The 21,694-nt window shown below is 65.4% G+C and carries 19 protein-coding genes and 1 pseudogene; 17 read left to right on the top strand and 3 right to left on the bottom strand.

Annotated features, from left to right (window positions below; genetic code table 11):
- The first annotated feature begins 234 nt into the window (after positions 1-234).
- From HK401_RS16635 to HK401_RS21105, 13 genes are all read left to right on the top strand, one after another.
- The gene (locus HK401_RS16635; protein ID WP_181275779.1) at positions 235-3,003 is read left to right on the top strand and encodes an FtsK/SpoIIIE family DNA translocase; all 2,769 of its coding nucleotides are present in this window, start codon (positions 235-237) and stop codon (positions 3,001-3,003) included.
- 154 nt (positions 3,004-3,157) lie between these two features.
- The gene (gene pgsA / locus HK401_RS16630; protein ID WP_181275778.1) at positions 3,158-3,883 is read left to right on the top strand and encodes a CDP-diacylglycerol--glycerol-3-phosphate 3-phosphatidyltransferase; all 726 of its coding nucleotides are present in this window, start codon (positions 3,158-3,160) and stop codon (positions 3,881-3,883) included.
- Positions 3,876-4,457, top strand: coding sequence for a CinA family protein (locus HK401_RS16625; RefSeq protein ID WP_309136028.1), 582 nt, complete (start codon positions 3,876-3,878; stop codon positions 4,455-4,457). Before pgsA ends, HK401_RS16625 begins: the two co-directional genes overlap by 8 nt.
- A gap of 177 nt (positions 4,458-4,634) precedes the next feature.
- A complete protein-coding gene (locus HK401_RS16620; protein ID WP_139470108.1) occupies positions 4,635-4,964 on the top strand; it encodes a helix-turn-helix domain-containing protein in 330 nt (109 codons plus the stop codon).
- Complete coding sequence (locus HK401_RS16615) at positions 4,964-5,191, top strand: DUF3046 domain-containing protein (protein WP_166972610.1); 228 nt, start codon at positions 4,964-4,966, stop codon at positions 5,189-5,191. Before HK401_RS16620 ends, HK401_RS16615 begins: the two co-directional genes overlap by 1 nt.
- A 52-nt stretch (positions 5,192-5,243) precedes the next feature.
- Positions 5,244-5,651 (top strand): VOC family protein, encoded by a 408-nt coding sequence (locus HK401_RS16610; protein WP_181275776.1) that lies wholly within the window; start codon positions 5,244-5,246, stop codon positions 5,649-5,651.
- A 191-nt stretch (positions 5,652-5,842) separates the two neighbouring features.
- Positions 5,843-6,940: a recombinase RecA gene (gene recA, locus HK401_RS16605; protein WP_181275775.1), complete on the top strand. Its 1,098-nt coding sequence runs from the start codon at positions 5,843-5,845 to the stop codon at positions 6,938-6,940.
- On the top strand, positions 6,921-7,916 hold the full coding sequence (locus HK401_RS20860) for a regulatory protein RecX (protein WP_258234290.1): 996 nt from the start codon (positions 6,921-6,923) through the stop codon (positions 7,914-7,916). Before recA ends, HK401_RS20860 begins: the two co-directional genes overlap by 20 nt.
- A 117-nt stretch (positions 7,917-8,033) precedes the next feature.
- Positions 8,034-9,530: a tRNA (N6-isopentenyl adenosine(37)-C2)-methylthiotransferase MiaB gene (miaB, locus tag HK401_RS16595; protein ID WP_181275774.1), complete on the top strand. Its 1,497-nt coding sequence runs from the start codon at positions 8,034-8,036 to the stop codon at positions 9,528-9,530.
- Between the two features lies 1 nt (position 9,531).
- A complete protein-coding gene (locus HK401_RS16590; RefSeq protein WP_181275773.1) occupies positions 9,532-10,290 on the top strand; it encodes a hypothetical protein in 759 nt (252 codons plus the stop codon).
- Positions 10,283-11,215, top strand: coding sequence for a tRNA (adenosine(37)-N6)-dimethylallyltransferase MiaA (miaA, locus tag HK401_RS16585; RefSeq protein ID WP_181275772.1), 933 nt, complete (start codon positions 10,283-10,285; stop codon positions 11,213-11,215). The genes HK401_RS16590 and miaA overlap by 8 nt, the downstream gene beginning before the upstream one ends.
- A 41-nt stretch (positions 11,216-11,256) precedes the next feature.
- The gene (locus tag HK401_RS16580; protein ID WP_181275771.1) at positions 11,257-11,850 is read left to right on the top strand and encodes a hypothetical protein; all 594 of its coding nucleotides are present in this window, start codon (positions 11,257-11,259) and stop codon (positions 11,848-11,850) included.
- Positions 11,851-11,868: 18 nt separating this feature from the next.
- Positions 11,869-13,284: a helix-turn-helix transcriptional regulator gene (locus HK401_RS21105; RefSeq protein WP_181275770.1), complete on the top strand. Its 1,416-nt coding sequence runs from the start codon at positions 11,869-11,871 to the stop codon at positions 13,282-13,284.
- A gap of 110 nt (positions 13,285-13,394) precedes the next feature.
- Here HK401_RS21105 and HK401_RS16570 read toward each other — a convergent pair whose 3' ends face one another.
- Positions 13,395-15,182 (bottom strand): sigma-70 family RNA polymerase sigma factor, encoded by a 1,788-nt coding sequence (locus HK401_RS16570; protein WP_181275769.1) that lies wholly within the window; start codon positions 15,180-15,182, stop codon positions 13,395-13,397.
- Positions 15,183-15,670: 488 nt separating this feature from the next.
- On the opposite strand from HK401_RS16570, the gene HK401_RS16565 reads away from it, so the two are divergent.
- Complete coding sequence (locus HK401_RS16565) at positions 15,671-17,830, top strand: SpaA isopeptide-forming pilin-related protein (protein WP_181275768.1); 2,160 nt, start codon at positions 15,671-15,673, stop codon at positions 17,828-17,830.
- Between the two features lie 59 nt (positions 17,831-17,889).
- On the opposite strand, the gene HK401_RS16560 is transcribed toward HK401_RS16565, so the two are convergent.
- Positions 17,890-18,669 (bottom strand): AraC family transcriptional regulator, encoded by a 780-nt coding sequence (locus HK401_RS16560; protein WP_181275767.1) that lies wholly within the window; start codon positions 18,667-18,669, stop codon positions 17,890-17,892.
- 7 nt (positions 18,670-18,676) lie between these two features.
- Here HK401_RS16560 and HK401_RS16555 point away from each other — a divergent pair, with 7 nt between their 5' ends.
- From HK401_RS16555 to dapF, 3 genes and pseudogenes are all read left to right on the top strand, one after another.
- Positions 18,677-19,225, top strand: coding sequence for a DUF2000 family protein (locus HK401_RS16555; protein WP_258234289.1), 549 nt, complete (start codon positions 18,677-18,679; stop codon positions 19,223-19,225).
- Between the two features lie 12 nt (positions 19,226-19,237).
- Positions 19,238-19,891: pseudogene (locus HK401_RS16550) on the top strand (transposase); the annotation flags it as partial.
- Positions 19,892-19,987: 96 nt separating this feature from the next.
- The gene (gene dapF, locus HK401_RS16545) at positions 19,988-20,977 is read left to right on the top strand and encodes a diaminopimelate epimerase (protein WP_181275766.1); all 990 of its coding nucleotides are present in this window, start codon (positions 19,988-19,990) and stop codon (positions 20,975-20,977) included.
- A gap of 2 nt (positions 20,978-20,979) precedes the next feature.
- Here dapF and HK401_RS16540 read toward each other — a convergent pair whose 3' ends face one another.
- Positions 20,980-21,594, bottom strand: a complete 615-nt coding sequence (locus tag HK401_RS16540; protein ID WP_181275765.1) for a class I SAM-dependent methyltransferase — start codon at positions 21,592-21,594, stop codon at positions 20,980-20,982.
- Positions 21,595-21,694 lie beyond the last annotated feature (100 nt).

Below are 21,694 nucleotides of genomic sequence, written 5' to 3'. Positions count from 1 at the left end.
GCACCCCGTGTGCACCCGACCCACACCCTCCCCGCCACACGCCGAAACCTGCGGATTTGCTGGGCAGGAGCGCAATATCGTCCTAAGATGAGAGACATGGCGACCAGATCGACTTCCCCCGCTTCTGGCTCCGGAAAACGCGCAGCGTCCAAGAACGCTGGTCGGTCCGGTAAAGCGGGGACCGAAGAACCCGGGACAAACGTTGTCACCGGTGCGTGGAATGGAGTGGCCCACATGGCCGGAAACCGTGCGCGAAAGACCCTGAGCGACGAACCGACCGATCAGTCACCGACGAAGAGGGACGGCACAGCGTTCTTCCTCATCGGGCTCTCGATCGTCATCGCCGCCTTCGAATGGTGGAACATCCCCGGCGCGATCAGCGACGTGGTGCGCTCGATCGTCGAGGGCACCTTCGGACGTGTGGCACTCGCCCTGCCGGTGATCCTCACCTGCTATTCGATCCGCCTGTTCCTCCGCGGTGACGACAACCGCGGCAACAACCGGATCCTCATCGGCGGCATCTTCCTGCTGCTGTCCGCCTCCGGCCTCGCCCACATCGCGGCTGGCAATCCGAGCTTCGTCAACTCCCGTGAGGCCATGGCCAACGGCGGCGGAGCCATCGGCTTCGTCATCTCCTCACCGCTGATGACCGCGACCACCGTCTACGTGGCCGTGCCGCTGCTCGTCCTGCTCGGACTCTTCTCCCTCCTCGTCATCACCGCCACCCCGGTCCGTGCGATCCCCAAGCGCCTGACCGATCTCTACTGGCGACTGACCGGGGGAGCCCGGCCCGAATCCGACGCCGAGGCGGCCGAGACCAAACAGTCCGACCTCGTTGCCGAGAACGGCCGCACCTCCGACCTCAAGCCCGTCATGGGCGCCAAGCGCCGCAGTCGGAAGAAGAAGACCGAGATCCCCGATCTCGACGCCGAGTCCGCCGACGACGAAGCCGTGACCAAGGCCTACGACAAGGCCTACATCAACGAGAACGAGATCTCCGAGGACGAGACCGACACCGAGGTCATCGACACCGAGCCGAAGCTCAAGCCCGGTCAGCGCCGCCCGACCAAGGCCGAGCGTGAAATGGCCGCGCTGAAGAAGACCATCGGGATGGACGATGACGCCGCGAACGAGGCGAAGAAGTCCGAGCCCGCGGCCGCCTCGGCGCCGGTGCCGACCACCAACGCCCCCGCGCCGCCCCCGACCGAGCAGCTGCCCGAACGGGTCGAACAGCTCACCCTGGCCGGCGACGTCACCTACACCCTGCCGTCATCGGACTTCCTCGTCCCCGGTCCGCCCGCCAAGGAGCGCTCCGAGGCCAACGACCGCGTCGTCGAGGCTCTGCGCGACGTCATGACGCAGTTCAAGATCGACGCCGAGGTGACCGGATTCTCCCGCGGACCCACGGTCACCCGCTACGAGGTGGAGCTCGGCGCCGGCACCAAGGTCGAGAAGGTCACGGCACTGAGCAAGAACATCGCCTACGCCGTGGCCAGCGCCGATGTCCGCATCCTCTCGCCGATCCCCGGCAAGAAGGCCATCGGCATCGAGATCCCGAACTCCGATCGTGAGAACGTTGCGCTCGGCGACGTGCTGCGTTCGAAGGCCGCCCGCAAGACCGACCACCCGATGGTCATGGGCGTGGGCAAGGACGTCGAAGGCGGATTCGTCGTCGCCGATCTGTCGAAGATGCCCCACCTGCTCGTCGCCGGTGCCACCGGTGCCGGTAAGTCGAGCTTCGTCAACTCGATGATCACCTCGATCATGATGCGCGCGACCCCCGATGAGGTGCGCATGATCCTCGTCGACCCCAAGCGCGTCGAGCTGACCATCTACGAAGGCATCCCGCACCTGATCACCCCGATCATCACGAACCCGAAGAAGGCCGCCGAGGCGCTCGAATGGGTCGTGCGCGAGATGGACGCCCGCTACGACGACCTCGCGAACTACGGGTTCAAGCACGTCAAGGAGTTCAACAAGGCCGTCCGCGAGGGCCGCATCCAGCCCCCGGCCGGTTCCGAACGCGTGCTCCAGCCTTACCCGTACCTGCTCGTGGTCGTCGACGAGCTCGCCGACCTCATGATGGTCGCCCCGCGCGACGTCGAGGCTTCGATCCAGCGCATCACGCAGCTCGCGCGTGCCGCCGGCATCCACCTCGTGCTCGCCACCCAGCGACCCAGCGTCGACGTGGTCACCGGTCTCATCAAGGCCAACGTGCCTTCACGTCTGGCGTTCGCGACCTCGTCGCTGGCCGACTCGCGCGTCGTGCTCGACCAGCCCGGTGCGGAGAAGCTCATCGGTCAGGGTGACGCCCTGTTCCTGCCGATGGGTGCGGCCAAGCCGATGCGTGTCCAAGGTGCGTGGGTCAACGAGTCCGAGATCGAGAAGGTCGTCGAACACGTCAAGAGCCAGCTCACCCCGAACTACCGCGAAGACGTCGCCGTCGAGGCCCCGAAGAAGCAGATCGACGAGGAGATCGGCGATGATCTCGAGCTCCTGCTCCAGGCCGTCGAACAGGTCGTGACCACCCAGTTCGGTTCGACGTCGATGCTCCAGCGCAAGCTGCGCGTCGGCTTCGCCAAGGCCGGCCGCCTCATGGACCTCATGGAGTCCCGCGGCATCGTCGGGCCCTCCGAGGGATCGAAGGCCCGCGACGTGCTCGTCCGTCCCGACGACCTGCCGGGAACGCTGGCCATCATCAAGGGCGAGACCCCGCCCGAGGACTCCGGCGGCGCCGCTGCCGAGGCCCCGACAGGCGGCGGTCAGGGCCACGGTGAGTCCAAGTATGCCTCGGCTGCCGGTGACTACGACGAGGAGTTCGACGACGACTACGGGCACACGTCCCACGGCTCGGCCCCCGCGCACGGTTCCGGTTCGTCCGATCGTTATGCCCACGGTGTCGGCCATGCCGCCGATCTCAGCGTCGGCGACGTCGACCCGGAGACCGGGCTCGAGGTCGTCGAGGCCAGCGGCGAGGACGCCTGGCAGCTCACCGGCCGCTGAGGCTCTCTCCTCACTGCGGCGTCGCGGACAGAGCGTTCGTTCCCGACACGAACAACCGAACCCATCGCCGAGGCGGGGCACCGGATCACCGGAGCCCCGCCTCGGCGATGGTCTTTGCGATGATCTGCCCAGCTCACTCCGATAGGGTGGAGATGTGAACGATCGAGCCGAGGCCGGAGCCTCTCAGCAGCCCTCCGCAGAACCGAGTCCGTGGAACCTTCCGAACGCGCTCACTGTGCTGCGCATCCTCATGGTGCCCGTCTTCCTGGTCCTTCTGCTGGCCCACGGAGGCGATGACGTGGCGACCCGGTGGTGGGCGCTCGTCGTGTTCCTGCTGGCGATGCTCACGGACAAGATCGACGGGGATCTGGCGCGCAAATACAACCTCGTGACGAACTTCGGCAAGATCGCCGATCCGATCGCCGACAAATCGCTCATGGCCGCCGCGCTCATCGGACTGGCGATCATCGTCGAACTGCCCCCTTGGGTGCCGGTGATCATCCTCGTGCGCGAACTCGGCATCACCGTCTTGCGGTTCTTCATGATCCGCATCGCCGTCATGCCCGCCTCCCGCGGGGGGAAGATCAAGACAGTGCTCCAGACCGTGGCGATCGGGCTGTTCCTGCTCATCTTCCCGCTGGCGCCGCTCGTGCCCTCGGTCGTCTATGTCATCCTGCTCGTCTTCGCATGGGTCGTCATGACCGCGGCCATCGTCGTCACCATCGTCACCGGCGTCGACTACTGCGTACAGGCGGTCAAGCTCTACCGTGAGGCTCAGAGCGGTGGGGCCGCTGGTGCCGGGACGGGTGACGGCAGCGGCCGCGGCGACGGCGGTCAGGGGAACGGCGGCCAGGGTGAGGGGAACGGCGCTCGTGGCTGAGTCCGACCAGCTCGAGACCAACCGGCGCATCATCGCCACGTGCACCCGGTTGGGACTGTCGGTCGCCTCGGCGGAGTCGTTGACCGGCGGGCGCTTCGTCGCCTCCCTCGTCGACGTTCCCGGAGCCTCGGCCGTCGTACGCGGGGGACTTGTCACCTATGCCACCGATCTCAAAGCGAGCCTGGCCGGCGTCGATGCCGACCACCTCGAGGAGACCGGACCGATCGACCCGGTCGTCGCCGCACAGATGGCTGTGGGCACGGCCGCGAAGTGCGTCGCCGACATCGGGATCTCGTGCACCGGAGTCGCCGGACCGGAGCCACAGGACGACAAACCCGTCGGGCTCGTCTACACGGCGATCGCCTTCGGCGGCAAGGCGAAGGTCTTCGAACACGAGTTCACCGGTGATCGCGACGCCATCCGCACGTCGACGGTTCAGGCGATGTCGGTCAACCTCGACGAGTTCGTCGCCGAGCTCGCGTACGGGCCGAGCGCGAGTGATTCGGCTGAGGCGGAAGCGGCCGATTCTGCGGTACCGGGTGCGACGGATACTTCCGAACCGAGCGCGGAATAAGTTTACCGTCGACGGGGTTGACCGGGTAATGCCTATAGGACGAAAATTCTCCAGAGTCTTCGAATGGACTGGCAATACCATCCGCTCGGGGCACCAGGTTGGTGCTGTGTCACGGCCAGGTTGTAAGGTTGATGGAACTACCACGACGGGACGCGCTGACAAAGGGAGGGCCGCGTAATGTTACTGAGAGTCGAAATCGGCGACGCGCTACGTTCCGCCCGCCGTCGTCAGGGCCGCACCCTGCGCGATGTCTCGACAGGGGCCAGCGTGTCGCTGGGTTACCTCAGCGAAATCGAGCGCGGACAGAAGGAAGCCTCGTCCGAGTTGCTGTCGGCTATCTGCGAAGCACTCGACCTGCCGCTGTCGGCGCTACTGTCATCGGTGTCCGATCGATTCGCACTCGAAGAGGGTGTGCAGATCCCCGACACCATTCCGCAGGAACTCTCGGACAAGATCCTCGGTCACCCCGAGGGATACTCTGCTCCGCGGCTGGCTGCTAAGCCCTGATGCGCCACACTCTCTACTGGATCCTCATGAACGAGGAGTTCGGTGAGGCTCGTGCTGCCTCCCTACACACCGATCTGACACTGAGTTCCTTGGGTTCGCGAACCGCGGCGCAGGCATTCGACGCAGGCGTCGAACCACGCGATATCTGGATCGCCGTCTGCGATTCCATGGGAGTCCCCGAATCCCGCCGTCTCGGCAAAGAGAAGCCGCGGTCCCGTCCGTTCTGAGGCGGGATTCGGTTTCAAGATCGCGCGGGTCGCTCGAGAGTAGACTGGTGAGATGAATCAAGCGGTCCCGTTCATCACGTTCCAGCCCAGTCGCGGCCAGAGCACGGTTGAAGCGATGGAGTCCTACCTCAAGATCTTCGGAGACGGGCGAGTGCTCCTCGACAATCGGTATGGCCCCGGAGGCCCTGGTGCCGAGGGCACGGTCATCATGGCGGAGATCGAGATCGCCGGCCAGCGCCTGCGATTGAGCGACAGCTTCGTCGAGCACGAATGGAACCTCACCCCTGCTGTGTCCCTCATGGTCGACTGCGAGTCGTCCGAGGAGCTGGAGCGCATATTCGCCGAGCTGAGCGAACATGGGACCGTATACATGCCGCTCGACGACTATGGATTCGGCCCTTTCGGGTGGGTGGGCGATCGCTTCGGACTCACCTGGCAGCTGGGTCTGGCTTCCGCGTAGATCGCGGGGAGACACGCGACACGCTCGAATATATAGAACACCTGTTCCCATGTGCGTTATCCTGGTGAGGAATCGCGGGACCTGTGATGTCGAGTGGCTGGTTATCCACCGAGGACTTCCTTCCTCTGTCGTTATGTCAGTGCCATCTTCTAGCCTTGGTCTCAAAGGAAAAGCAACGATGAGGAGACGTCATGGCACGTACACCCAAGAACCTCCAGGTTCCCACCGGCGGAGACAAGTCGAAGGCTCTCGACGCCGCGCTGGGGCAGATCGACCGCAACTACGGCAAGGGCGCGATCATGCGTCTGGGCGAGGGCGTTCGCGAACCGATCGCTTCGATCCCGACCGGTTCAGTCGCCCTCGACATCGCTTTGGGCATCGGCGGACTGCCGCGCGGCCGCGTCGTCGAGATCTACGGTCCGGAGTCCTCCGGTAAGACGACCGTGGCCCTGCACGCTGTGGCCAACGCACAGAAGGGCGGCGGCATCGCAGCCTTCATCGACGCCGAACACGCCCTCGATCCCGAGTACGCGAAGAAGCTCGGAGTCGACACCGACCAGCTCCTCGTCTCCCAGCCGGACACCGGTGAACAGGCACTCGAGATCGCCGATATGCTCATCCGCTCCGGCGCCCTCGACGTCATCGTCATCGACTCCGTCGCGGCCCTCGTGCCCAAGGCCGAGATCGAAGGCGAGATGGGCGACAGCCACGTCGGCCTCCAGGCCCGTCTGATGTCGCAGGCGCTGCGTAAGATCACCGGTGCCCTCGCTCAGTCGAAGACCACCGCGATCTTCATCAACCAGCTGCGTGAGAAGGTCGGCGTCTTCTTCGGTTCCCCGGAGACCACCTCGGGTGGTAAGGCGCTGAAGTTCTACGCCTCGGTCCGCATCGACGTCCGCCGCATTGAGACCCTCAAGGAAGGTCAGGACGCGGTCGGCAACCGGACACGGGCGAAGATCGTGAAGAACAAGGTCGCCCCGCCGTTCAAGCAGGCCGAGTTCGACATCCTCTACGGACACGGAATCTCCCGCGAGGGCAGCCTCATCGATATGGGCGTCGACAACGGAATCGTCCGCAAGTCCGGCTCCTGGTTCACCTACGACGGCGACCAGCTGGGACAGGGCAAGGAGAACGTCCGCAACTTCCTCCGCGACAACCCGGGACTCGCCGAAGAGATCGAGCTGAAGATCAAGCACAAGCTGGGTCTCATCAAGGCCGACGAGCCTGAGGCTGCGGAAGAGACCGAAGCAGCTGGAGAAGCACAGACGGATGACGTCGAAGTCTCCTGACACTTCGCAGCCCGGCGACGAGTCCGCCGCACCGGCCCAACAGGACGGTGCGGGGGAATCAGCGCAGGCCGCGACCCTGTCGGAGCTGCGCAGTGCAATCTCCGAGATCGACCAGCGCCATGCCGAAGGCGAGGCCGGGTTCTTCGCCGGGCTGACCAGCCTCGACGAGGATCGCGGTGCAGGCTTGGGCACGGGCCCCGGCTCGGACTCCGCCGCCACCGCTCGACGAGGTGGCCGTACTGGTACCACTACTCAGGGGCCGAAGCGGGGTTCAGGAACGGGTTCGGGCGGCCGCCAGAAGAAGAAGTCAGGCAGCAATAAGCGCCCCGGCAGAGAGCCCGACAACGGGTGGGTAGAAGGCGACACCGAGTCGGTTCCCGACTTCGTCGATGCCTCAGACCTCCTAGCCGACGACTGGGCCGATGCCGGTGCCGGTGCCGATGCCAGCGCCCGCGGCTTCTCCGGCGACGCGGACCCGGTGGACTTCGACACCGACGAGGACGATGCGCCGGACTTCGACGCCGACTATGCGCAGGCGAAGAAGACGGCGATGAACATGCTCGCGATGCGCGACCACTCGCGTGAGGAGCTGCGGAAGAAGCTGCTCAAACGCGACCTCATGCCCGAGGCCGTCGACGTCCTCCTCGACAAGCTGGAGAACTCCCGGCTGCTCAACGACGAAGAGTTCGCCCATCGTTTCGTCCGCGCGCAACGGGAGAACCGTAAGCTGTCGAAATCCGTGCTCAAACGCGAACTCAGCAAAAAGGGCATCAGCCCCGAACTCGCCTCCGAAGCCGTCGCCGACGTCGATGGCGAAGAAGATCTCGCTCGCGAAGTCGCCGCAAAGAAGGCCGCCTCCACACGCCGCCTCGACTATGCGGTGCGCGAGCGCCGCATCCTCGGCATGCTCGCCCGCCGCGGATTCCCCTCGGCGATATGCATCAAGGTGACCAGAGAGGTCCTCGCCGACGACTGAGGCTCCCCGGGGCGCCGGTGACGCCATGGTTCCCGGGTGACGCAGCGTTTCCGCCGGTGGTGCCCCCGGTCCTCGAGTGACGCCCCGGAGGCCGGGAACGGCTAGAATGGTTGCGCCATGACTGAACTGATTGACTCTCCGACGACGACCGGGAACACCCCGCGCAGCTACGAAGTGAAGACCTACGGCTGCCAGATGAACGTGCACGACTCCGAGCGACTCTCCGGACTCCTCGACGACGCCGGGTACATTCAGGCAGACACCTGCGATCAAGCCGACGTCGTCGTCTTCAACACCTGCGCCGTGCGTGAGAACGCCGACAACCGCCTCTACGGCAACCTCGGCCAGCTCGCGAAGGTCAAGGAGCACCACCCAGGTCTGCAGATCGCCGTCGGCGGCTGCATGGCACAGAAGGACCGGGACACCATCGTGAAGAAGGCCCCCTGGGTCGACGTCGTCTTCGGCACCCACAACATGGGATCCCTGCCGGCACTGTTGGAGCGCGCCCGCCACAACGAGGAAGCCCAGGTCGAGATCCTCGAGAGTCTCGATGTCTTCCCCTCCACCCTGCCCAGCCGCCGCGAATCCCAGCACTCCGGATGGGTCTCGATCTCCGTCGGCTGCAACAACACCTGCACCTTCTGCATCGTGCCCAGTCTGCGCGGCAAGGAGAAGGACCGCCGCCCCGGCGACATCCTTGCCGAGGTCGAAGCGCTCGTGGCCGACGGAGTCGTCGAAGTCACTCTGCTGGGACAGAACGTCAACTCCTACGGCGCGGAATTCCGCGACAAGGGTGCCTTCGCGAAGCTGCTGCGCGCCGTCGGCAGTGTCGACGGCATCGAACGCGTCCGCTTCACCAGCCCACACCCCGCCGCGTTCTCCGACGACGTCATCGACGCCATGGCCGAGACTCCGACCGTGATGCCGCAGCTGCACATGCCGTTGCAGTCCGGGTCGGACACGATCCTCAAATCCATGCGCCGCTCCTACCGGACCAAGCGGTTCATGAACATCCTCGACACCGTGCGCGAACGCATCCCGCATGCGGCGATCTCCACCGACATCATCGTCGGATTCCCCGGCGAGACCGAAGAGGACTTCCAAGGCACGATGGACATCGTCCGCCGGGCCCGCTTCTCCCAGGCATTCACCTTCCAGTACTCGATCCGCCCCGGCACACCGGCGGCCACGATGGAGAACCAGGTGCCCAAGGAAGTCGTCCAGGAACGCTTCGAACGCCTCACCGCTCTCCAAGACGAGATCGCGTGGGACGAGAACAAGCAGCAGATCGGCCGCGAGGTCGAGGTGCTCGTCACGAAGCTGCCGCACGACGATTCCCCGCGCCTGAGCGGACGCGCCGCCGACAACCGCCTCGTCCACGTCGGCATCCCCGAAGGCGCCGAGCTGCCCCGCCCGGGCGACTTCGTCACCGCCACCGTCACCGAGGCGAAGCCCTACTTCCTCCTCGCCGACTCCGGCTACTCGGTGCGCCCGTCCCGCGCCGGCGACGCCTACGATCGGGCACAGGCCGACAGCTGCGGAGCGCCCACCCCCGGGCAGGCCGCGGCCGGCACGACCAACCTGGGCATGCCGACCATCCGCCCCCGCGCCTGAGATGGGCACCTGCGCCCTCACCCCCGCGGCCCCGGTGCTGCTCGACGACATCGACCGCAGCGAACCGCCGCGGATCGCACAATTGCGCGAATCCATCCGCCAGGTGCTGCGCACCGAGGAATCGTGGGCGCTGCCGGTCGAGACCCTGCCACGAGTGGCAGGACTCGGAGGGTGGGGCATCGACCGCGGAATCGACATGGAGACCGGTCGGCTCCTCACAGGCGAAGAATGGGTCGAGGCCGTCGAATCCCTGACACCGGAAGAACGTCAGATCGCCGAGGCGGCCGCCCCATCCGTCATCATCGCGTTGCTTCACGCGCACGCCGCCGAGACCACGGTCGGACCGATCGGGAGCAGCGAGAACCTGCTCCTGCCGCTCGACCTGTCCGGAGCCGCCACGGACGATGCGCCGTTGGCTCCCATCGACGGGGCAGCTGAGTTCGACGCAGCACTCGTCGAGGCACTCACTGCCGGCGGTGCTTCGGACCTTGGCTCGGGCAACGCTGCCCGTCCGCGTTCAGATCGTTCCCCCACCACCACATCGGACTCTGTTGCCGCGATCGACACCGGTCGCGTCCTCGACCTCTGCTCCCAAGCACACAGCGTCCACGCCGACCTCACCGTGGTCGAAGCAGGAATCCGAAACCTCACCAGCGCGAATGCCACACTGTCGCCATTCGACCTCGTCTTCGATGAACCGGTGCACGAGGTGCGTTCGATCTGCGGAACCAGCACCTGGACGCGAGCCGACGATGACTGAGCCCGTGAACGACGACCGGCAGCCGATCATCACCGTCGTCGGTGCCACTGCCACGGGGAAGTCGAATCTGGCGCTCGATCTTGCCGGCCACCTCGGCGGGGAGATCATCAACACGGATTCGATGCAGTTCTACCAGGGGATGGACATCGGCACCGCGAAGCTGCCCGTGGGTGAACGGCGCAGCATTCCGCACCATCTCATCGACTTCCTCGATGTCACCGAAGAAGCGAACGTCCAAGACTTCCAATCGCGGGCACGGGAGGCCATCGCCGAGATTCGAGGCCGCGGGCGGCGGCCCATCCTCGTCGGTGGATCCGGGCTCTATGTCCGTGCCGCCGTCGACCACATGGAATTCCCCGGCACCGACGCTGAAGTCCGCGCCCGGCTCGAGGCCGAGGTCGCCGACGACCGGTGGGGGATGCATCAGCGGCTGGCGGCACTCGACCCGGCGGCAGCGGAGAAGATCACCGTCAACGATCAGCGGCGCATCGCCCGCGCCCTCGAGGTCATCGAGCTCACGGGGCGACCCTTCAGCGCGCAGCTGCCTGACTATCAGGAGATCGAGCCGACGATCCACCTGGGTTTGAGCATGGACCGTCCAGTCCTCCACGAGCGCATCGCGGCACGCGTGGAAGCGATGTGGGAGATGGGTTGGGTCGATGAGGTCCGGCGCCTGCTCGATGTCGGCCTCGCGGAGGGAAAGACGGCCTCTCGCGCGATCGGCTACGCACAGATCCGACGCCACCTCGACGCAGAGCTCACCGCAGCGGGGGCGAAGGAGGAGACGACGGTCAGGACCCGACAGTTCGCCCGCAGGCAGGACACCTGGTTCCGCCGAGACCCGCGCATCCACTGGATCGACGGCACCGCAGTCGACCCAGAAGCGAACCTCGCGGCCGCGCTCGAGGTCCTCGGTCGGTCCTGAACGCGGCTCGGGACCAGGGCATGTCTCCTTTATGTGAGGTCTTGCTCAGCACGCTCTCCGAGTCCGAGCTGGAGCAGGTCTTCCGCGCGAGCGGCGGCCGCACCCGCATCGCCGCCTCCCTCCTCCGGGCCCGAGTCGAAGCGGGCCTGCCTGCGGGCGACACCGACCCGGATCGGACCGTCGCAATGTTGTCCCCGGAACTGACTCCGACCGTCGGCGCAGGCTCCCGCGAATCTGCCGTCCTCTATCTGCTCGCCCTCTTCGCCTGGACGCCGCAGATCACCCCGAGCATGGTCGATCTGGTCCACGCCGCCTTCGCCGCCGCAGAGGTGGCGACCTCGGCCACGCCCGAGGAGCTCACCTCGCTGCTGACCGCAGAGGGCCTGCTCGCCGCATCCGCCGACACCGATGTGGTGTTCACGGTTCCGGACCTCATCCGCGCACTCATGCGTCGAGTCACCTCTGTCGACGCGAATCTTGCCGAGAAGAGTCCGCGCGAGGCTCTCGGAGCGGCGGTCTCCGATTCCATCGGCCGACAGCGTTCGGACAGACGTGAAGGTCTGACCGAGGTCGTCGAACTCGTCGTCGAGCTTCGTGATTGGCATGTGCTCGAACGGGGATGGGCGCGCCGTTAGGTCAATGTCTTCATCGATGTGCCCAGCGCCGTCGAGGCTTACCTCAGCGTCCCCGAGGAGGTGTTGGCGCAGAACCCGATCCTCACTCTGGCTCGCAGTGCTGCTCGTCGCATCGACTCGATCCGCACGCGATTGGGCACCGACGATGTGCCGACATTGGTCTCGCCCACCGATTTCTCCAGCATCGTGCTGCCGGAGATGCTTGGACTCCTGTCCGCCGAGACCGAACGTCGACTCACCGCGGACGAGGTGACCGCAGTGACCATGCTCGAAGCGCGGACGCACCGGCTCAACCGGGAGAACGAAGCCGCGTTGAACGTCATCGAGGTGGGACGCGACCGTCTGCGCCGCCTCAGGGCGGGAGAGCCAGGGCCCGCCCTGATGCTGCAGGCCGAACTCAACCTCGAGCACGGGCGGAATCTGGTGGGGGCCGGTCGCTTCCCCGAAGCGATGCGCGTGCTCCAGCGGGTCGTCCAGTTCGCCGAGATCTACGCCCCGAACTCCCCGCACCCTCTGCTCGCGGGTCTCGTGGAGACCGCCCTGGCTGGAATGGGGCACGGGCAAGGACCTGATATGGACCGCAACCTGGAACGCGCACGTGAGGACGCTCGCAGATTCGGAATGGCCGCGCTGCCGGACGAATACACGGCCCTGTGCATCGAATTGATGCGCAGCCTGGACCAGCTCGCTCTCGATGCGGCCGGACAGATCCTCATTGCACTCGAGCAGGCGAAACCCACCCAGTTCCTGGGGCCCATTCCGCACATGCTGAGAAGTCTGTGGTTAGTGTATGAAGGGCGAGCCTCGGCCGCGGCGAAGCTGCTGGTGGAGAGTCCGCAGAGTCAGGAGTACTCGGTCGTCAAGGCTCGTCAGGCCTTCGTCTTCGGGCAGCACGATCCGCTGTGGACCGCCACCGGGCAGTTGCTGGCCGGCGATGAGGGGCCCAGGCTCAAGAGCTCAGCCATGGCTCTGCGTGCCGACATGCTCCACCATGAGGGCCGTTCCGTTGAGGCGCTGGAAGCCTTCGTCGACATGCTCGACTATTGTGCGATCACGGCTTCGGTGGTTGCCGTCACTCAGTTGTCGAAGTCTGCTCGAGAGGCGCTCATTCCCGCTTCGGCCGATTGCTCCGAGTGGGTGGCCGTGGCGCGGTCGTTCAATTCTGTGGAGATCACGGCGGCCGTGCTGCAGAAGCGTCTGCTCGAGCTGCCGGAGACTTCTCCGGTGTCCCCGGATTTCCAGACCGATCTCACGCCGGCCGAGCAGTCGCTGCTGTTCGCGATCGACTCATCGAAGTCGATCGCGCAGATCGCCCGCGAGTTCGGAGTGGTGGCGGGTACGCTGAAGAACCGACTGTCTGCGCTTTACCGCAAACTCGGCGTGCGCAGCCGAGCCGAGGCCGTGGCCCACGCCCACCGCGCTCAGCAGAGGTGACTGCGTGCGAATCGTCTGCGGCGAGGCGACCGCCTGCCGGCCAGCTGTCGGAGGCGTCGGAGCGATCGATCCACCGCGAGCAGTCTGAGCTCTCCGTCTTCAGCGGTGGATCAGTGGCAGAACTCCCACCACCAGCCGACGAGGTGACAGTGGGGGTCTTCGTCAGAGTCTTCTCCATCGGCCTCTGAGGCGTCAGAAGCATCTTCTGCAGTCGAATCGTCTGCGTCTGCGTCTGAGGTCGAATCGACCCCTGCATCCGGTTCGCTGGGCGCGGTCGAGGAGCCCGCGTCGCTGTTCGCAGCCGCATCGTGAGTGCCTTCCGACGATTCCGATGAGGAGTCGGAACTCGGTTCTGCTGGGGTCGTAGGAGCACTGCTCGGTTCGGGGCTGGGCTCGCTCGAGTCCGTCGGCTCCTCGGCCGATGTTGGTTCGGCAGTCTCTGGGGTCGTTTCGGATGAGGGCTCGTCCGGTTCCACAGGCGGAACCTCGGCAGGTTCCTGTTCTTCGTCATCGTCCGTCGGCTGCTGCCGGTCGGACGAGGAGGGGGCATGGATCTCTTCCTGCGGGGTCGGCGCTTGAGCGTTCTTCCGGGCGGCCTGCGACCGCTCCGCATCGCCTGGAGCGGAGTGCTCAGCGGCGGTTTGCTCGCGTTCGTCCGAAGTCTCACCTTTCTCATCGCCTCCGTCCGGCCCAGCAGCGGGTGGTGGAGAGGCTGAAGAAGGCGTCGTCTTCGGTGGGACAGCAGGCGCCGAGGAGGTCACTGCCTCAGCAGCCGACTGTGGGACTGGGCCGCTCTGAAGATTCACAAGTGCGGCGGCACCGGCCGCAATGGCGGCGCTGGCGGCGATGCCTGCGATCACAGCCTTGACCGCCGAGGCTCCGGCCGCGACTCCGGCAGTGCCGCCTCCGGAGCTGCCCGCGGCCGCAGTGCCCGTGCTGCTTTTCGAAACTGCGGCTGCCGCACTCGAGTGCGGCTCGGCGGCGACCGAACCCGAGTGCCCACCGGGCCCGGCGTTCGCCGTTTCTGCTCCCGCCAGCAGCACAGCTGCTTCCGGGAAATGGCCCCATTCGATGAGCGCGGCTGCGAGAGCCGCCGGTGTGATCCATGCCTGGAACGTCGCATTGACGCTGCGGAGCTTAAAGGACTGACGGCGGCAGTGACTGCAGTGACTGAGATGAGCCTCTATCGCTTCGGCGCGTTTCGGGCTCAGCTGCTGACGCACGAATCGTGCAAGGGCAGAGGAGTACTCCGCGCATTCGGTGGCGCTGGGTTCGACGTGTGCCTGCAGATAAGCGGCCCGCAGTCCCTCTCGTGCGCGACGCAGGAGCGAACTGAAGGAATTCGACGACAGTTCCATCGTCGCGGCCGCATCAGCGGTCGATGTCCCATCGATGTCGATGAGTATGAGCGCGCTCTGCCAGGCTCCGGGGAGAGATTTGAAGGCACGGCCAAGCTGATCTCGCTCAACCACCTCGGCGGCGTGATCGCCCGGTTCGCTGTCTGCAAGGAACGTCAGCACATCGGGTTCGACGATCGTCGTCGCACGAACCATCGCAGTGCGCCGATACGATTCGGAGCGCACAGCGGCCATGAGGTACGCCTTGAAGGACTCATTCGGCCCTTTCCCGTGCCCCCACGCGCGCCAGATCTTGGCGAAAGCCTCGGCGACGGCATCTTCTGCTTGCGCACGATTTCGGTTGAGGCGCAGTGCGAAATGCAATGCGGGCAGCCGATGTCGGGCATAGAGCTCACCGTATGCGGCCCGTGCAGCTGCCGATTCGGGCCGGTGGTCACGGATGCGGGCACAGAGGTCGGAGTCGCTGAGTTCGCTGCCCGGGCGCGGCAGTCCGAAAGGGGAGCGGGAACTATCGGCTGACGATGACCACGCTTCGGTCATCGGCTCACCGCCTCGGGGTAGAGGCACGGAAGTCGGCGCTGAATCTGCATGGGGACCTCAACTGTGATTCGGGGAACAGTTCGGGGTATTTCAGGGGAGTTCTGAAATTCTACAGGAGAAGTTCTCGGCTTCCCAAACATTCGAAACCAGGTGCTGTGGGCTCGAAATGTCAGCCGCAGGAGAACAGATGCCTTTCCGATGTGGTCCTGTTTGCCGTGTCGCGGAGAAAAACTTCTGGAACTCGCGAACAAAAGCCTCCACGCGCAGGTCTCAGTCTATGGAGAGGTCAAGACCCACGATCGCTCCGAGCCTGAGCCGGCAGTTGTACAACTGCCGATTCGGGTCCCCTCCGAGTCCCGGACTCGCCCGAGGCGACCCTGCAGAACCACGTGGCTGCAGGGTCGCCTCACACCCCCATGGTCAGTGCATCCGCTTACCTGGCATTCCTCGAATGTGCAGGTGACGGCTTTTTCTGAAGGAGCCAACTCTTGTCCCTGAAGCGAAATCCTCTGACGAGGCACGGAGCGGCGATCCTCGCATCGTCTGTTCTTGCTTCGTTCGCATTCCTCGGTGCATCCGTCGCGCCGGCACAGGCTGCGGCAGAACCCCTGCCGAACCCCTCGTTGGCTGACAAATGCGGCCTCGATATCGGGATCGTCCTCGACCTGTCGAATTCCCTGTCCGATCGAGACGTCGACGATTCGAAGTCGGCCGCCAAATCTGTCGCCAGCGGCCTCTCGGGGACTCCCAGCAGAGTATCCGTGAACTCGTTTGCGACGTTCGGGCCTGACGGCACCAACGAGCCGATCAACAGCACGTCTGTCGCAACCTCGGACTCAGTCGACGAACTCAACAAGCAGATCGACGCGCTTCGGCGGGTTCCTCAGGACTCGGGAGGCACGAACTGGGACCGCGGCCTCGGGCAGCTGGGCGACACGAACCACGATCTGGTGCTGTTCGTCACCGACGGCAAGCCCACGGCATACGGGGTGCCGGGGTCCGAACAGGGCAATAATGATCGCGGTACGCGAACCGATCAGATCGACATCGACAAAGCCGTCGAATCGGCGAATGCGCTGAAATCGCAGGGTACCAAGGTCGTCGGTTTGGGAGTGGGGAGCGAGATCAACGAGGGCAACATCAAGCTGGTCTCGGGCCAGGCCTCAGGAGACGACTACTACGTGGTCTCGGACTACTCCGAATTGGCCGAACAGCTCCGTGAGATTGCCACGAAGAGCTGCCGAGGCACTCTCAACGTCACCAAACTCATCGACCCTGCGGCCGGCGCGCACGCGAAGGACACCGCGAAATACCCAGGCGAGGGCTGGACGATCTCGTCCCCGGATTCGGTGGACGGGGTCGAGAAGACCACCGATGCGGCCGGGACGGTGAGCTTCAAACTGTCGACCCCGGCCGAAGGGGTGCGGGCCTCGGAGAAGCAGCAGGAAGGCTACCGGCTTCAGCAGCAGTCCGGTTCGAACGCGGTCTGCACGGCCGACGGACGCGCCGTCGGCACCAGAGACATCGCCGACGGATTCGAATTGACCGAGACGGTCGACACGGATGCGATCATCACCTGTCGGCTCGTCAACGAACAGATCCCCGGAGGACTGAGCTGGAAGAAGGTCGACGAAGACGGCGAAGCGCTCGCCGGTGCGGAATTCACATTGACTGGTCCGGATGGCGAGGACTTCGTCGTGGCCGACAACGGTGAGCTCGACGCCGACGAGGCGGCCGGGCAGTTCGAAGTGACCGACTTGGCTTGGGGTGACTACACCATCAAGGAGACCAGCGCTCCCGACGGGTATGTGCTCACCGACGAGACTCAGACCGTGACGATCACCGGTGAGAAGCGGGACGTGGCGTTCTCCGACATCGTCAACAGGAAAGATGTCGGAGTCGGTGCCGATCCGGATGGCGAAGCCTCTGCAGACCCAGGTCCAGGTGCGGACGCTTCCACTGATCCTGATGCAGATGCATCGACTGACCCGGACGCGGACTCTGACTCTGACGCGGCCTCTGACCCGAACGCTTCCACTGATCCTGATGCAGACGCTGACTTGAACGCGTCGCCTGATGCAGATGCATCGACTGATCCTGACGCGGTCTCTGACCCGGACACGGCGTCCGCCGTGGATGCCGAATCCGAAGCATCGAAGGAGTCGGATGCCGAGGCTTCGACCGATCCCGACGGTGGTGACGATGCCTCGACTGGCCCGGACGGCAAGGACGAGGATTCAAAGGATGCTGACGTAGACGCCACTGCCGATTCGGACGGCCAGGAAACGGCAACGCCGGACGCCGATGCCCAGGCGGCGACCGACCCAGGTGCTGATTCGGCAACTGATCCGGGTGCTGGCGACTCTGCCGCAGCTGATCCGGACGCTGACGACTCGGCCGCGACGAACTCCAACACGGACAGCGCTGCGTCGAGCACGTCCGCGGTCGGAAACACCTCAGCAGATGGATCCGCGAGCGACAGAGGAGGGAGCACCAGCGGAGGAAGCGACAGCGGCAGCGACGGCTCTCATCTGCCGAGAACTGGCGCCGCTGGAGCGATGACCTTCGGCTTCCTCGGTGTGATCCTCGTCGGGGGCGGAATCGCCGCTATTCTCATATCGAGGCGACGGAAGACCGACCTGCTGTGATGCAGTCTCGTATCTGATCCGAGCAGAGGGCGGAGCCGAATCGATATCGGCTCCGCCCTCTACCGTCTGGAGAATATGGCGGGTGTCGCACCCAACGTCGACCGGAAATGGCGGGTGAGATGGGCCTGATCGTGGAATCCTGACTTCGCGGCCGCCTCGGCGGGGGAATGCCCGGCCAGGAGAAGCCGGCGGGCGCGATCGACCCGGCGGCCGATGACATACCGGTGGGGTGCGATCCCGAACGTCGTGGTGAACACCCGCACCAGGTGGCTGCGGTGGGCGGCGAGCTTCGCGGCCGCCTCCGCGATGGTGAAGGACTCGAGCAGACGATCGTCGAGCATTTCGCGCAGACGTCGGGCAAGCGGCGCATCGGGCGCGGTCTCGGTGGCGGGGACGAGTCGGGAATTCGCGATCTCCCGCAGGGCCAGCACTCCGCATTCGGCAGCGAAGGCATCGGCGGGATCGGCCAGGGCGGCGTGGATGTCGGTAACGGTGCTCAGCGCATCGGCGCCGAGCAGGGTGGGCGAATCGGTCGCAGCGTTGATGGTGGCAGGTGGCAGCCAACCAGGATCGAGGTAGAGTACGCGTTTGCGAAAGCCCTGCTCAGTCAGCGCGGAACGGCCGTCGTGGGGCACCTGCGGCGGCAGCAGAGTCACGGCTGTGGGAGTGGCAAGGTGGTCGTGACGGTCGAGATCATAGGTCACGGCGCCGTCGTCGATGAGCAGCACCGTCCACGAATCGTGGGTGTGCGCGGGGTAGGCGTGATGGTCGAAACGCGCATGCAGGACTTCCTGCACCTGCGGGACCGCCGGGTGCCACGCGCGGATGACATCGACCATGCAGCAAATGTACAAGACCGCGGTGTGGGGGATCGATGAAGCTGGATCCATGCACGAGAACACGAATTCCACAGATCAGACCGAAGGTCAGCCCACCCCCGCCGAGGCGATCGCCGAGAACCCGACCACGGACCCTACCGCTCCGGTCCGGTTCGACACCAAGGTCGTCGTCATCCTTCGCGACGACCTGCAGCCGTGGCAGGAACTCAACGTCACCGCCTTCCTCATGTCCGGAATCGCCACGAGCGATGAGGACCTGGTCGGGGAGAACTACCGGGACGCCGACGGCAACGACTACCTGCCGATGCTGCGCCAGCCGGTCATGGTGATGACGGCGGATGCGGATAAGCTGCGGTCGATCCGGACGAAGGCGATGGGGCGCGGGTTGGCGACGGCGATCTATACCGAGGAACTGTTCTCCACCGGCCACGACGCAGCCAACCGGGCTGCCGTCGCCGGTGTCCCGGCGGAGGAGCTCAACCTCGTCGGGGTAGCCCTGCGCGGTGCGAAGAATGGTGTCGACCGGGTGGTGAAAGGCGCGCGGATGCACCCGTGAGGTGGGGCTAGGGAGCAGTGGGAGAATATCGAACCACTCCTGCCCTCGAACGTCGGCAAAAGAGCCCGACCGTTTGAGAACAACCGCCGAATCGTCGAAGGAATCGTCTACCGCTACCGAGCTGGCATCGCTTGGCGTGATCTGCCACGCGAGTACTTCGGGCCCTGGCAGACAGTGTGGAAACGTCACCGCCGCTACGCCGCTGACGGCACCTGGGACCGCGTCCTTGCTCAGGTGCTTTCCGATGCTGACGCTGCCAGTGACATCGAGTGGAACATCTCGGTCGACGGCACCATCAACCGTGCCCACCAGCGCAGCTCCTGGCTGAGATTCGAGTGCCGCGGGTCGGCGGCGGTCGTCCTCGCGCCTGTCGGGACGCTGCTCTGGCTGATCGGGCGTATGGGCCCAAGGCCAATCGAGACTATCTGCGTTCGCGTGGCAGTCGGACGGTGATTCCGGAGAAGAAAGATCAGTTCGCGACCAGGAAGAGGCGCGGTAGGAAAGGTGGACGACCGCCAGCATTCCATTCCGGTGTCTATCGGAACCGTTGTTGAGCGTTCGTTTGCCTACGTCAAGCAGTGGCGAGGGTTGGCGACGAGATACGACAAGCTCGCGATCACCTATCGAGCGGCCGTCGTGATCAGCGCGGTTCTGACACGGCTCCGCAAATCAAGGAGACATGCCCCAACTCCGAGGCTGACCCACTTCGGTCCTGAACGCCGACTGTATCGTTCGCCGTCGCCTCACCGATAGGATGGAGACATGAGCACCCCGGATTCTCCCTTCGCCGCCTGGGCCGAAGCCGAGTTCGTCAAAGGACACGGCACTCAGAACGACTTCGTCCTCCTCTCCGACGACGACAGCCGCCTCGAGATGCACCCCGAAACTGTGGCGATGCTGGCCGATCGGCGGGCCGGGCTCGGCGCCGATGGGATCATCCGCATCGTCCGTTCGGCTGCCAGCGGCATCCCGGGTGCAGCCGAACAGGCCGAAGCCGGTGCCGAATGGTTCATGGACTACTACAACAGCGACGGCAGCCTGTCCGAGATGTGCGGCAACGGCGTCCGCGTCTTCGCTCACGCGCTCGTCACCAGCGGACGTGTCCCCGCCGACGCCCGCGACATCCTCGTCGGCACTCGCGATGGCATCAAGACCGTGCGCACCACGCTCAACCCCGCCCTCGGAGTCCAGACCGGCGACGACGTCTTAGGCGCCCGTACCACCGTTCCCGGTTCGGTCGGCGACGCCTGGTACACGATCGACATGGGCGAATGGTCGCTCGACCCGTCGAGTTCCGTGCTCGTGACCACCGGCGGCATCGAAGTCGCCAGGCCGGGTCTGCGCATCGCCACCGGCAACCCGCACACCGTCGTCGCTCTGGCCGAAGACTCCGAACTCGATGCCGCCGATCTCCGTGACGCACCCGTCCTCGACCCGGTTCCCGGCCAGGGATCCAATGTCGAATACATCGTCATGGAACCGGCCCGCTCCGATGTGGCCGGGGGAGAGGGCGCCCTGCGCATGCGCGTCTTCGAACGCGGCGTCGGCGAAACCCGCTCGTGCGGCACCGGAGCCTGCGCCGCCGCGATCGCCGCCCACCACTGGGCAGGAGAGAAGTCACCGCTGCAGTGGCGAGTCGACGTCCCCGGCGGCCAGCTGCGCATCGAGATCGATCCGAACCCCGAAGGCACCAGCGGCCGCGTCAGCCTCGCCGGACCCGCCGTCCTCGTCGCCAGCGGCACGATCAGCTGAGATCAGTCGCGGTTGACGGTGAGCACGCGGAAGCCCTTCGATGACCCCGTTCGTGTGACCTCGAACTCTGACCCCAGCATCCCGGCGATCCACTTCTGCAGGGAATCGGCACCGAGGTTCTTCGACACCACCAGATCCGCACGACCGTCCGGCGCCAAGCGCGGCAACCACGTCTCGAGCAACTCGTGCAGCGCCTCCTTGCCGATGCGGATCGGGGGATTGGACCGGATCGCGGCGAACTGCAGATTCGTGGGGATCTCATCGGCGGTGACGGTTCGGATCGAATCGAGACCCAACCTCCGAGCATTGGCCGCAGTCGTCTCAAGTGACCGGGAATTGACGTCGAGTGCCCACACCCGCACGTCCACCTCGGCGTCGGTGGCCTGCAGTCCCGTATGCAACGCGATCGGCCCCCAACCGCAGCCGAGGTCGAGCACATCCCCGGCCGGAGGCTCGGGCAGATGCCGCAGCAGCACGGCCGTGCCGAGGTCGAGGCGCGTGGGTGAGAAGGTGCCTGATACGGTTTCGACGGTGACATCATGGCCGCCCAGATCGAGGCTCAGCTGCCGGGTCTTGGCCTCGCTGCTCGGCGATTCGGTGAAATAGTGCTCTGACACCACTTCAGTCTAGACGGCTGTGGGAGAATTGATGGACACCGTCGTCGGTGCACAGCACCACCGCCGGTGCGAAGAATGACGACCCCCGCACGCTTTGTCA

The sequence above is a fragment of the Brevibacterium oceani genome, from assembly GCF_013623835.1.
Taxonomy (GTDB): Bacteria; Actinomycetota; Actinomycetes; order Actinomycetales; family Brevibacteriaceae; genus Brevibacterium; species Brevibacterium oceani.
This window is presented reverse-complemented; position numbering and strand designations above follow the sequence as displayed.